Raw genomic sequence first — 13237 nt, forward strand, 5'->3', positions numbered from 1 at the left:
GGCTTGTGCGGCTCATGCGGGGGAGACCGTCCCCGCCCGCTCGGCCGCCTCGGGGGTGGGGGCGGGGCTGCGTTCGTACAGGGGGCGGTGCGGCAGCAGGCCGGGCTCGCCGAGCAGGACGTGGCGCACCACGCGTTCGGCGGCCAGTCCGTCGTCGTACGCGCAGAACCGCTCGCGGAAGGCGGCGCGCAGGGCGGCGGCCCCGGGACCGCGGTGGGCGCCGGTGCGGAAGGACGCGGCGACCTCGGCCTGGTCGCGGGCGATCACACCGGGGGTCTCGCCGGGTTTTCCGGACAGCAGGTCGAAGTACACGCCGCGGGCCGCGCGGTAGGCGTCCCAGTCGGGGGCGTGCACCACGATCGGCCGGTCCAGGGCCGCGTAGTCGAACATCAGGGAGGAGTAGTCGGTGAGCAGGGCGTCGGCGGCCAGGCACAGCTCCTCCACGGAGTCGTGGCCGGAGACGTCGAGCACCTGGCCGCGCTCGTGCAGGTCTGCCAGGTCGGGCCGGTCGTAGAAGTAATGGGCGCGCACCAGCACGGTGTGGCCGGGGCCGAGGTCGCGGCTGAGGCGTACCGGGTCCAGCGGGAGGGTGAACCGCCGCCGGTGGTCGCGGTGCGTGGGCGCGTACAGGATCGCGGTGGTGCCGGGGGCCAGGCCCAGCGCGGCCCGGGCGGCCCGGACCTCGGCGGCCCCGGCGGTCCACAGCACGTCGTTGCGCGGGTAGCCGGACGGCAGGGTCCGGTAACCGCCGGGATAGACCCGCTCCCAGACCTCGGCGGAGTGCCCGTTGGGCACCAGGGAGACGTCCCACTGGCGCGCGTGCTCCAGCAGCCGGGGGAAGTCCATGGCAGCCGCCGCGGCCGGGCGGTCGTAAAGGTCGGTGCCCATGAGCTTGAGCGGGGTGCCGTGGTGGGTCTGCAGGTAGACCTGGCCGGGGCGCTTCACCACGGCGCCGGGGAAGCCCGCGTTGTTGACCAGGAAGCCGGCCCGGGCCATCACGTCCCAGTACCGCGCCGAGCCCGCCACCACATGCGCGGTGCCGGGCGGCAGCCGCTCCCGGTCGGCGCTGCCCACCACCCACACCGCCTTCAGATGCGGGGCCAGGTCGGCGGCCTTACGGGCGATCGCGGCCGGATTGCAGAACACCCCGCGGCTCCAGTAGGCCGCGTACACCACCAGGCGCGGGTCGAGCGGACGGCGCAACCGCAGCCGGTACCAGGCCCGCAGCGCCCGCCCCCGCAGCGCCCGCCTTGGGCCCCGCGCCCGCGCGCCGACTCCGGCCCGGACCGCACGACCGGCCGTCACCACGCGGAAGCGCGGCCACGAACCGGAACCCACCGCGTGCAGCCACTCCCCCACCTCCCCGCCGGGCCCCACCGGGGCTGCCGGGGCTGCCGGGTCCGCCGGGTCCACCGGGTCCACCGGGTCCGCCGGGTCCGCCGGACGGTACGCGGCCAGCAGTCGCCCGGCCCGCCGCACGAACTCCCGCCGCCCGTCCTTCGGAACCCCCAACGCGATCCCGGCCAGCACCCCGGCCGCCTGCCGATACAGCGCGGCCCGCCCGGCCTCCCCCGCGATCTGCGCGAACAGTTCCTCGTATTGGTCGATTACGGCCAGCCCGTTCCCCCACCCGCCGTCCTTGTGCTCCGGCCGCTCCCGGTGCCGTACGCACACCCGGTCCAGCCCTGCGACCCGCCCGGCGGCCAGCAGCACCCGGTTGGCGAGTTCGAGGTCCCCGGCGGCGAACCGGAATGCGTGACCGGTGAAGAAGTCACGGCGGATCAGGCGAGTGGCCGGCGCCGGGCGCAGGGCGAGCAGGTCCGGGCTCGCGGTGGCCGTGGTGACGGTTTCACCGAGAGCGGCCAGAGCGTCGTGGTCACCGCTGGAGCGGGGCTCGCCCAGAACGGTGAGGTGCTCGTGGCCCAGCAGCAGCAGATCGGGTTCGCCGGCCCGGCTGAGGCGAGCGTCGGCGGCGGCCAGCGCACCGGGCGCGAGGAGATCGGCGGGCTCGAGGAAGAGCAGGTAGTCGCCCCGGGCCCGAGCCGCGCCGGCGTCCCGGGCGTGGCCCGGCGCCATGGCCTGGGCCGGGTCCAGCACCTGCGGATCGGCGGCTGCGCTGGCGTCCGGATTCGCGCCGCCCCCCGCGCGGCCCGACGCCACAGCCTGCGCCGACTCCACCACCCGCGGACCGGCGGCAGCGCTCGCGTCCCGGTTCGCGCCGGTCTCCGCACCGGCATCCCGGGCGCGGCCCGACGCCATCGCCTGAGCTGGCTCCACCCCCCGCACCCGCGGATCGACGGCGGCACACTCGCGCGCGGCCGCACCGCGCACGTCGGGATTCGCGTCGTCCCCCACGCCAACGTCCCGCGCGGGACCGGGCGCCATGGCCTGTGCCAGGTCCACCATCTGCGGATCGGCACCGGCGCTCGTATCCGGGTCCGCGCCCTCCCCCGCCCCGGCGTCCCGGGCGTGGCCCGACGCCACGACCTGCGCCGACTCCACCACCCGCACCCGCGAATCCGCGGCAGCGCACTCGCGTGCGATCGCACCGCTCCCATCCCCGTTCACGTCCTCCTCCGCCCCGGACACCACGATCACTTCGACGTCCCCGAAGGACTGCGCGAGCACCGACTCCAGGCAGGTGCGCAGCAACCCCCGGGAGCGGTGGGCGGGGACGACGAGGCTGAAGCGGGGCATGACCATCCTGGAATCGCGCGGATCGCGGCCGGGCCGCGGAGCACTTCGGCGGGCGGGCGGGCGACGCCGGCGCCCGGCCCATGGAGCAGGGTCCGCCCCCCGTGCACGGTCCGGCGGACGGCGACCGCTCGTACCCCGCACGGGTATGAAGCAAGCCGGGCGTTCCGGCCCGGGCGCGGGCCGCGGAGGGTGCCCGGGGAAGCGCAAGCACAACGCCCGGGCCGCTCCCGGCGAACTCGGGCTCGCCCACCGACCTTGGACACCCGAGCGTAGTCAGTCGGACACGCTGTGTCGATCCGGCGCTGTCCCCCATTCGGCTCATATCCGGTGACCCGGGCGGCGCGCCGCGGGTTGAACCGGGCGGCACCCCCGGCCGCGGCGCGACGCGACCCTCTGCCGACCCCACTTCCGCACATTCCGAGAGCGCTCCGAGAGGACGGCCGCCGCCCATGGAACCGCGCCTGACCGTCGTCGTGCCCGTACACAACGTCGAGCGGTACCTGGACGACTGCCTGGCCTCGATCGCCGGGCAGAGCTTCGGCGCGCTGGACGTGGTGATGGTGGACGACGGCTCCACGGACGCGGGGCCGCGGATCGCGGCGGGCTGGGCGCGGCGGGACCGGCGGTTCCGGCTGGTCCTGCAGGACAACGCGGGCCTGGGCCACGCCCGCAATACGGGGGTGCGGCACGCCGACGACCGCACCCGTTACCTGGCGTTCGCCGACAGCGACGACGTGGTGGCGCCGGGGGCGTACGAGCGGCTGGTCGGGCTGCTGGAGGAGTCCGGCTCCGACTTCGCCACCGGCAATGTGTACCGGCTGGACGCCCGCGGCCGTGGCCAGGCGTGGCAGCAGCGCGGCATGACGCGGACGGTGACCCGCACTCACATCACCCGGGACCTGGGCCTGCTGGCCGACCGGGTGGCGTGGAACAAGGTGTTCCGGCGGGCGTTCTGGGAACGGCACGCACTCGCCTTCCCCGAGGGGGTGCTGTACGAGGACACGCCGGTGACCATCCCGGCGCACTTCCTGGCCGAGGCGGTGGACGTGCTGGCCGACCACGTCTACTACTGGCGGCTGCGCGAGGGGTCGATCACCCGGCGGCGCACCGACGTCACCGGGGTGCGCGACCGGATCGCCGGCGTGGACCGGGTCTCCCGCTTCCTGGCCGCCTCCTTCCCGGCGCACAAACGGGACTACGACCGTTCGGTGCTCACCGACGACCTGCTGTACTTCATGGCCGCGCTGCCGGTGGCGGGCCCGGAGTACCGGCGGACGTTCATGGCGGGGGCACGCGACTGGCTGGCCCGGGTGGACCGGTCACTGCTCGCCGCGCTGCCGGTGGAACTGCGGATGCGCTGGCGGCTCGTCGACGAGGGGCGGCTGGCCGACCTCATGGTGGTGCTGGGCCACGAACTGGCCGGCGGGCGGGGTGTGTTCGACCTGGCCGGGCCGCCGCTGCGCCGCCGCCGAGCCGTGCTGCCGCGGCCGGACGGCTCACCGGTGCCGCTGCCCCGGTCCGCGGTGGCGGTGCGGGCCCCTGACCTGCCGGTGGTCGCCCGGCTGCGCGAGGCGGTCTGGCGGGACGGCCGGCTGGTGCTGCGCGGGCACGCCTACATCCGCAACGTGGACGCCCCTTCCCGGCACTCGGTACTGCGAGCCGCCCTCGCCACCTGCGGGCGCCGCACCCTGCTGCTGCCACTGCGCGCCATCACCTCCCCCGAGGTCACCGACGCCTCCGGGCAGGAGCGGCACTGCTACGACTGGGCCGGCTTCGAGATCGTCCTCGACCCGCGCCGGCTGCGCCACGGCGGCGCACTGCGGCCCGGCCAGTGGCGGATCGGCATCGTGCTGGCCACCGGGACCCGGGTGCGCCCGGCCGCCCTGCGCCCCGACGAATCCTGCTCCGGCGCGTCCCCGGCCCCGTACCGGGTGACGGACGGCCTGCGACTGGTCCCCTGGTTCAGCGACGGCCGGCTCCAGGTGGCGGTGGAACCGGTACGCGCCCGGCTGACCGGCCACCGGACCCGGCCGGTGCCGGGTCGCCTGGGCGGCAGCCTGGACGGTAGCCCGGCCGCGGCCAGCAATCCAGGCACGAGCGGCGACCGGGGCTCGGGCAGCACCATGGGCCCAGGCACTCGCCCGAGTTCGGGCGACGATCCAGGATCGGGCAGCGACCAGGGCCCGGGCAGCAACCAGAGCACAGGCACCCACTCGGGTCCGGACAGCACCCCGAGCACCGACACCCACCCAAGCTCCGGCAGCACCCCAGGCACACGCACCCACCCGAGCTGGGCCGGCGGCCAGGACCCAGGCACCCACCCGAGCTCAGGCGACGATCCCGGCTCGGACACGGACCAGGGCCCGGGCAGCAACCAGAGCACAGGCACCCACTCGGACGCGGGCGGCACCCCGGCCACAGGCCCCCACCCGAACTGGGATGCCACGCCAGGCACCGGCACCTACCCAGGAACAGGCAGCGGCCCAGGCACGGGCGGCGACTGGGGCTCGGGCGGCGACCAGGACTCGAACAGCACCTCAGGTCCAGACCCCCACCAGAACTCGGACACCACGCCAGGAACAGGCAGCGGCCCAGGCCCGGGCCGGAACCCGGGCACGAGCGGCGACCAGGGCCCGGGCGCCCACCCAGCCTCGGGCAGCGACCCGAGCCAGGGCGGCAACCAGAGCACAGGCCCCCACTCGGACGCGGGCGGCACCCCGGGTACGGGCACCCAGCCAAGCTCGGGCAGCACCCCGGACGCAGGCACCCATCCGAGTTCGGGCAGTGCCCCCGGCACAAGCATCAACTCGAACTCACGCACCACCCCGGCCACAGGCGCCGCCCCACCCGAGCGCGCCGTCCGCATCGAGCTGGCCCTGCGCGAGCGCCGGCCGCCGGTGGCGCTGCGGCTGCGCGGGCCGGTGCCCGGGGGGGCGCTGGACGTGCCGATCACGGTGGAATCCGGCGGAGCCGGTGGCGGCTGGGTGCGGGCCCTCGCCGTCGTCCGGCCGGACCGGCTGACCGCGGCGCGGCCGACCGCGGACGGGCTGCCGCGGGAGGTCGTACCGCCGACGGGGGTGACCTGGCGGGCCGAGGTGCTGTTCGCGGACGGCAGCACCGCCCGGGTGGCGGTGGACGGCCCGCCCGCGCCGTGCCGCTGCCCGCTGCCGCCGGCGGCGGACGGCACTTCGCGCGAGCTGTCGGTGGAGGCGGGCCCGGCGGGCACCCTGGTGCTGCGCGACGACCTGCCGCAGATCTTCGCCGACACGCTGACCCGTACCAGCGGCGGCCGATTCCGCGTCGAGGGCGCGCTGCCCGCAGCAGGAACGAAGAACGACGCGCTGCTGGTGCTGCGGCACGACACGTACGCCGCCGAGGTCACCGTCCCCGTGGCCGTGACCGGAGAGCGGTTCGCCGCCGAGCCGGACGCGGCCGCGCTGCCGCACGCCGGGCAGTGGCGGCTGCTGCTGCGGGCGGACGGACGGGACACCCCGGTGCGGCTGGCCGCGGCCGGGCCGGAGCCGGTCCCGCTGGACCTGTCGGCGCGCGGCCGGGCCCTGCGGCTGGACCGGCGGGACCACGACCACCTGGCCGTGACCGCGAGCGGGACCGTACCGGCGGCGGACCGGGGCCCGTACCGGCAGCGGCTGCTGCGGGAGCGGCACTATCCGGTGCTGGCCCGGCGGGCGCTGCGGCCAGCGGTGCTCTACAGCAGCTTCGACGGGCACGACTGCGGCGACTCCCCGCGGGCCGTGCACGAGGAGCTGGTCCGGCGCGGCGCCCCGGTGGAGCACCTGTGGGTGGTCAGGGACGGCCGGACCGCGGTGCCGGTGGCCGGGCGGGCCGTCGTGCACGGCAGCCACGCCTGGTACGAGGCGCTGGCCCGCAGCCGGTACGTGCTCACCAACACCCACCTGCCGCCCTGGTTCGAGCGCCGGCCCGGGCAGCGGGTGGTGCAGACCTGGCACGGCACCCCGGTCAAGCGGATCGGCCTGGACCTGGCCGGCACCCTGTGCGCCGCCCTGGACCACGGCTGGCCACCGCAGCGGGGCGGCAAGCAGTGGAGCCTGCTGCTCTCGCCGAGCGCGGCCGCCACCCCGGTGCTGCGCCGGGCGCTGGACTTTCGCGGCGAGATCGCCGAGACCGGGCTGCCGCGTACCGACCGGCTGTGCGCGGAGGACCGCGACAAGGTCGCCGACGAGGTGCGCGCCCGCCTCGGCCTGCCCGCCGGGCGCACCGTGGTGCTGTATGCCCCGACGGTCCGCGACGACGAGTCGTACGGCGCCGGCCGCCACCGGCTGCACCTCCCGCTGGACCTCGCCGCGCTGGAGCGGGAGCTGGCGGGCAGTCATGTGCTGCTGGTGCGGGCGCACCCGCTGGTCGCCGACACCGTGCCGGCCGACGGCCGCTTCGTGCGGGACGTTTCCGGCCACCCGGACCTGGCCGAGCTGCTGCTCGCGGCCGACGTGCTGGTCACCGACTACTCCGCGGTGCTGGCCGACTTCGCCGTCACCGGCCGCCCGGTGCTGCTGTACGCGCCGGACCTGGCGTACTTCCGCGACACGCTGCGCGGCTTCGCCGTGGACCACGAGCGGGTCGCGCCGGGCCCGCTGCTGGAATCCACGGCCGCGCTGATCGAGGCGCTGCGCGACCCGGCGGCGGCCGTGCGCCCGTACGAGGCGGCGTACGCGGCCTTCCGCTCGGCCTTCTGCCACCTGGACGACGGCCGCGCCGCCGCCCGCGTGGCGGACCTGATGCTGTGCTGACCCCTTGGCAGGCTGGCATCGACCCTGCTGACCTGGCTGGCCTCGCCGGCGATGCCGACCTTGCCGCTTTCACCGCATTCACCGCATTCGCCGTGTTCGCCGCGTTCGAGGCCGTCGCCGCCGTCGGCGCCTTTGCCCGGCCGATCCGCGGCCGAGCCGCCGGCCGAGCCGATCTGGAGCTGTCGTGACATCACCCGAACTGGTCCCCGGCGCCCGGCCGCCCGGGCCGCTGGGCAGGGCCGCGGCGCTGGCCGGCCGGGCCGTCGCGCTGCTGCCGGTGCTGCTGCCGGCCCGCAGGCTGCGGGAGGCCGCTATCGCCGCGGTGCCGGCGCTGGCCGTGATGGTGATGGGCTACCGGCACCGGTGGGTCGGCGACGACGGCATGATCTACACCCGCACGGTCCGCGAACTGCTGGCCGGGCACGGCCCCGTCTTCAACCCGGTCGAGCGCGCCGAGGCGACCACCGGCACGCTGTGGCAGTGGCTGGTGGCCGCGGCCGCCTACGCCGGCGGTACGGACCCGGCGGTGGTCGCGGTGTCGCTGGGCATCGTGCTGACCGGCGCGGGCTACGCGCTCGCGGTGGCCACCGCCCGCAAGGCGGTCCGCCCGATGAGCGCCGCCCCGCTGCTGCCGCTGGGCATGCTGGTGCTGCTGCCGGTCAAGGCCGACTGGGACTACACCACTTCGGGCCTGGAGAACGGCCTGACCACCTTCTGGATCGCGCTCGCCTGGTGGTTCCTGGTCGCCGCCCGCACCGCCCGCGGGACCCGGCGACTGTACGCGGGCGCCGCCGTCATCGGCCTGGGCCCGCTGGTGCGACCCGAACTCGCCTTGGTCTCCGCGGTGTTCCTGGTCGCCCTGTGGTGCGTGACGCTGCCGGGGGCGCGGCGCACCGCGGGCCTCGTCAGTTGCGCGCTCGCGGCACCGGCCGGTTACGAAGTGTTCAGGGCCGGGTACTACGGTGTTCTCGTGCCGTTACCCGCTCTCACCAAGGAAGCCAGCGACCCGGTGTGGCGCCGCGGCCTGGCCTACTTCGGGAACTTCGCCGAGCCGTACCGGCTGTGGATCCCGCTGCTGATCCTGCTGGCGCTGATCACCTGGGCGCCGCGCGGCGCGCTGACCGCCGAACTCGTCGCGCCGCCGGTGGCCGGGCTGCTGTCGTGGGCGTACGTGTGCCGGTCCGGAGGTGACTTCATGCACGGGCGGCTGCTGCTGCCGGGCCTGCTGCTGATCGCGCTGCCGTTGTGCGCGGTGCCGCTGACCCAGGTCACCAGGATCGCGGCCCTGGGCCTGGCCGGCTGGGCGGTGTGCTGCGCCCTGCTGTGGCGGCCGCCCGCGTCGAGCGGGGACGCGTACGCGATCCTCGACGAGCAGCGCGCGTACGTCGGCTACACCCACAATCCGCACCCGATCAGCATGGCGGTGCACGAGAACGTGCCGCGGGGCTTCCGTCCCGCGGTCGAGGCGGCGCAGGCGGCGGGCCGGCCGGTGCTGCTGATCCAGCGGCCGGGCGGCGGAGAGCGTTTCGAGGCGCTGCCGCTCGCACTCGGCGCACGGACCCGCATGGCGGGTGCTTTCGGACTTCTGGGGAACAATGGGATCGTGATGCCGCTCGACGGCACCTCGGTGGACACCCTGGGGCTGGCCTACCCGCTCGCCGCGCACCAGGCGCGGGAGGGCGTACGGACCGCGGGCCGGGCCGGGCACGAGAAACCGCTCGACCCGGCCTGGATCGTGGCCGACTGGACCGATCCGGGCACCCCTGTCCCCGCTGGTGTGGACCCGGCCGCGGTGGACGCCGCGCGGCACGCGCTGAACTGCGGAGAACTCGCCGAACTGCAGGCGTCGGTGCGGGATCCGCTGACGCCCGAACGATTTTGGAAGAACTTGACCGGCTCCTGGGGGCGGACGTGGTTCCGCTACCCCCGCGACCCGGTGGCGGCGGAGAAGGAGCTGTGCCACAACTGACGACCGGGCCACTCACGGCCGACGACGACGGAGCAGGCGCCGCGCGCGACGCCCTGATCGTCCGCGCGGGCCGCTACCGGCCCACGCCCTATCTGATCCTGGGCACCGCCTTCTGGCTGGTGGTCGGGATCACCGCCTGGCGGGCGCCGATCCAGGGCGACTTCGGCCAGCACGCCTCCGCTGTGCAGCGGATCAAGGACGACTGGCTGCACCCGATGAACCCGCTGCTGAAGGTCTCCGGCGCGAACAGCCCGTACTTCTCGCCCTACATCGTGGCGCTCGGCCTGTTCGCCAAGCTCACCGGGCTCGCCGCCTGGCGGGTGGTGAAGCTGAGCCTGTGGCTGAACCTGGCGGTGCTGCTGCTCGGCGTGTGGGCCTTCACCCGCACGCTGAGCACCCGGCGCTGGGCCCCGGTGTTCGCGCTGGCCGCGTTCACGCTGGTGTGGGGGGTGCGGGGCAAGGAGTGGAGCGGATTTTGCGGGCTGTGGTCGCTGACGCACGGGGCGCCGTACCCCAGTTGCTTCGCGGTCGGGGTGACGCTGCTGCTGTGGGCCTGGGCGGACCGGCTCGCCCGGCGGGATTCGGTGGTCCTGCACGACCGGCCCGGCGCGCTGTTCCGGGAGTACGCGCCCTACGTGGGGCTCGGTGCGGCCGGCGGCGTGCTGCTGCTCATCCACCCGATCACGGCGCTGGCCGCCTGGGTGGGGCTGGCGTGCGTGGTGGCCGGGCGGCAGCACGGCTGGTCCTGGCCGGTGGCCGGGCGCTGGGCGGCCGCCTGCACAGCGGCACTGGTGGTCGCGCTGGTCTGGCCGTACAACGACATCTTCTCGCTGGCCGGTGACACCACCGTCGATGCGGTGCACAGGCGGCTGTACGCCGACCTGTGGCACTGGTACGGGCTCGCCTTCGCGCTCGGCCTGCCGGTGCTGGCGCTGCGCGCCCGGCGGTACCGGCGCGACCCGCTGGTGCTGATGTTCCTGGCGGACTGCGCGCTGGTCGGGTACGGCTGGGTGAGCGGCCACTACACCTACGGCCGGGTGTTCGCGCTGCTGGTGGTGCCGTTGCAGTTCGGCCTGGCGGTGGAGGTCGCGCAGATCCCGCCGTGGACCCGGGTGCGCAGGGTGCTGGCGCCGCTGGCCGTGATCGCGGTGCTGGTGGGCACGGCGGCGCAGATCGGCGCGGTCGTCCCGCAGCGGTATCTGCCGGTGACGCTGCGGCACCCGCGGGGCTGGCCCTCGTACGGCTGGGTCGCCGATCACGTGCCGGACGGCGACGTGCTGATCGCCGACGGCTACTTCGCGCCGCACACCCTGCCCGCGTACGGCATCTTCATGGTCAATCCGACCTGGCCCGACCCCTCCACCTCGCCGGCCGAGCGCAACCGGCGCTTCTTCGCCGCGCGCGCCTATCTCGACCCGCACACCCCGCCCGACGTCCGCGCCCGCATCGGGCGCCGCTACGACATCCGGTGGCTGCTGCTGCGCCGGGGCCAGCACGTGCCGTACGACGGGCGGCTGGTGGCGTCGAACCCGGCGACGGGGGAACGGCTGATCAGGCTGGCGGACGGGTAGGGGCGGCCGGGCAGGGGTTGCACGACCGGGGGTGGCAGACCGGGGCGGACGGCGGGGCGGCCGGGTAAGGGGCGCGCTGCCGAGGCGGGCACGGGGGAACCGGGTAGGCCGCGTGCTTCGTCAACCCCGGTAAGCTCAGGCGCCGTTCGCGACTGTCCGGGGGGCCCACGATCGCCAGCAACGACGCCACGCCACTGCAGCCGCTCACCCCGCAGGACCCGCGGGAGGAGTCCGGTTACCGCCTGCTCGCCCGGATCGGCGAGGGCGGGATGGGCACGGTCTACCTGTCGCACACCCGGGGCGGCCAGCCGGTCGCGCTGAAGGTGATCCGCCGGGAGTACGCGCAGGACGAGGAATTCCGCCGCCGCTTCCAGCAGGAGGTCCAGGCGGCCCGCCGGGTGCAGGGCTACCACGTGGTGCCGGTGGTCGACCACGACACCACCGGGGAGCGGCCGTGGCTGGCCACCACCTACGTCCCGGGCCTGCCGCTGGACGAGGCGCTGCTGCGGTTCGGCCCGCTGCCGCTGCCGGCCGTACTCCAGCTCGTCGGCTGCGCTGCGGAGGCGCTGCGCGCGATCCACGCGGCCGGCGTCATCCACCGCGACCTGAAGCCGAGCAACGTCCTGCTCGCCGCGAACGGCCCCTGGGTCATCGACTTCGGCATCGCCCGGGCCGCCGACTCCACCCAGCTCACCCGCAGCGGCGGGCTGATCGGCACCCCGCAGTTCATGTCACCCGAGCACGCCTCGGGGCTCGCCCTCACCCCGGCCACCGACGTCTTCTCACTCGGCCTGATCGCCGGGCTCGCGGCCACCGGCCGCCATCCCTACGGCGACGCGGGCGCGATCACCCTCGCCACGATGATCGCCAACACCGCGATCAAGCCGCCGGACCTGACCGGCTATCCGGAGCCGCTGCGGGACGTGCTGACCCGCTGCCTGACCGCCGATCCGGCGGCGCGGCCCGCGCCCGCCGAACTGGCCCGGCTGTGCGAGGCCGGGGCCGGCCGCGGGCTGCGGGACTTCGCCGGCTGGCTGCCGGCGCCGGTGGCGGCGGAGATCACCCGCCGGGAGAGCGCGGCGGCGCGCCCGCCGGTCCCGCCCGCGGCCGGTCCCACCACGGCGGACCCCCTGGGCACGGCCTACCCCTCGTACCCGCCGGCCCCCTCCTACCCGGCCCCGCCGCCGACTCCCGCCGGGCCGCCGTCGGTTGCGCCCGGCGCTCCGGCGCCCGGTGCGACCTCCGTGCCGCCCCCGTCCATGCCGCCGCAGGTGGGCACGGCGCCGTCCGGGTACGTGTTGCAGCCGCCGCGCCCGGGGCCGGTTCCGGGCGGGGGTGGAGGTATGGGGACGGCTCCCGATACGGGTACGGGGCCGGGTGCGAGTGCAGGTTCGGGCAGCGGCGGGGGCCGGTCCGGCCGGACCCGTACGGTGATCGGCGTCGCGGCCGCGGCGGTGGCCGTGGTGCTCGCGGTGGTGGTGACCTATACCGTCACCAAGTCCGACGGAAGCGGGGACAATGCCGCGGCCTCGTCCGGCGGCAATTCGGGTACGACCGCGGGGACCACGGGCGGCGGCCACTCCTCCGCCGGGTCCGCCGGCGGATCGGCGTCCGGCGGATCGGCCTCGGGTGGCTCGCCCGCCGGCGCCTCTGCGCCCACGACCCCGGCGTCGCCGACCGAGGCGGCGCCCCGGTTGCTCTTCCAGAACAAGAAGTTCGTGATCCGCTCACCGGTGTTCAACACCGAGAGCAACGTAGACCTGGACAAGGCCGTGGTCCAGCCGAACGGCCCCATCGGCGGCTCCGGCAGCGACGAGATCGACTACGAGGCCATCGAGGGCAAGATGACCTTCTTCACCACGTTCGGCAGTTCGGACGCGGCGACGTACAAGTCCTGCCGGGAGAGCGTGGGCACCAACGCGCTGCCGGGCGAGATCGAAGAGTCCGACCTGAACAGCGAGAAGTACATCACCAAGGGCACGGTGCTGTGCACGGTCACCAAGGCCGGCAACCTGGCGATGCTCCAGTTCACCGGCGTGCAGCCGGGCGACAGCGGCTTCGGCGACACCCCGTTGCCGACCTACACCACCTTGCTGACGGTGTGGCAGTTGGCCGACGCGCCCTCCCCGGGCAGCGGCTGATACGACCGAGCCGATACGACCGAGCGGCCGCCCGGGGACGTCCCCCGGCGGCCGCTCGCCCACGTCCGGTCGGCCGGGCGGGGGGGGGGGGGG

6 protein-coding genes are annotated in these 13237 nt (G+C 75.5%); 5 read left to right on the forward strand and 1 reads right to left on the reverse strand.

The window, feature by feature from the left end; genetic code table 11:
• Positions 1-12: 12 nt before the first annotated feature.
• Positions 13-2697: a bifunctional glycosyltransferase/CDP-glycerol:glycerophosphate glycerophosphotransferase gene (locus tag ITX44_RS41705; protein ID WP_236061993.1), complete on the reverse strand. Its 2685-nt coding sequence runs from the start codon at positions 2695-2697 to the stop codon at positions 13-15.
• 449 nt (positions 2698-3146) lie between these two features.
• Here ITX44_RS41705 and ITX44_RS30790 point away from each other — a divergent pair, with 449 nt between their 5' ends.
• The 5 genes from ITX44_RS30790 (at position 3147) to ITX44_RS30810 (ending at position 13144) form a co-directional block, all read left to right on the forward strand.
• The gene (locus ITX44_RS30790; protein ID WP_205361287.1) at positions 3147-7463 is read left to right on the forward strand and encodes a CDP-glycerol glycerophosphotransferase family protein; all 4317 of its coding nucleotides are present in this window, start codon (positions 3147-3149) and stop codon (positions 7461-7463) included.
• Positions 7457-7651, forward strand: coding sequence for a hypothetical protein (locus ITX44_RS30795; protein WP_205361288.1), 195 nt, complete (start codon positions 7457-7459; stop codon positions 7649-7651). The genes ITX44_RS30790 and ITX44_RS30795 overlap by 7 nt, the downstream gene beginning before the upstream one ends.
• Positions 7648-9432, forward strand: coding sequence for an arabinofuranosyltransferase AftB family protein (locus tag ITX44_RS30800; protein WP_205361289.1), 1785 nt, complete (start codon positions 7648-7650; stop codon positions 9430-9432). The genes ITX44_RS30795 and ITX44_RS30800 overlap by 4 nt, the downstream gene beginning before the upstream one ends.
• On the forward strand, positions 9420-11003 hold the full coding sequence (locus ITX44_RS30805; RefSeq protein ID WP_205361290.1) for a hypothetical protein: 1584 nt from the start codon (positions 9420-9422) through the stop codon (positions 11001-11003). The genes ITX44_RS30800 and ITX44_RS30805 overlap by 13 nt, the downstream gene beginning before the upstream one ends.
• Before the next feature lie 269 nt (positions 11004-11272).
• On the forward strand, positions 11273-13144 hold the full coding sequence (locus ITX44_RS30810; protein WP_205361291.1) for a serine/threonine-protein kinase: 1872 nt from the start codon (positions 11273-11275) through the stop codon (positions 13142-13144).
• The last annotated feature ends 93 nt before the right edge of the window (positions 13145-13237 follow it).

Source organism: Actinacidiphila acididurans (assembly GCF_016918855.1).
GTDB lineage: Bacteria > Actinomycetota > Actinomycetes > Streptomycetales > Streptomycetaceae > Actinacidiphila > Actinacidiphila acididurans.

Coding starts and splice junctions, on each gene's coding strand:
- ITX44_RS41705 (WP_236061993.1), bottom strand. CDS start 2,697: ATGCCCCGCTTCAGCCTCGTCGTCCCCGCCCACCGCTCCCGGGGGTTG.
- ITX44_RS30810 (WP_205361291.1), top strand. CDS start 11,273: ATGGGCACGGTCTACCTGTCGCACACCCGGGGCGGCCAGCCGGTCGCG.
- ITX44_RS30790 (WP_205361287.1), top strand. CDS start 3,147: ATGGAACCGCGCCTGACCGTCGTCGTGCCCGTACACAACGTCGAGCGG.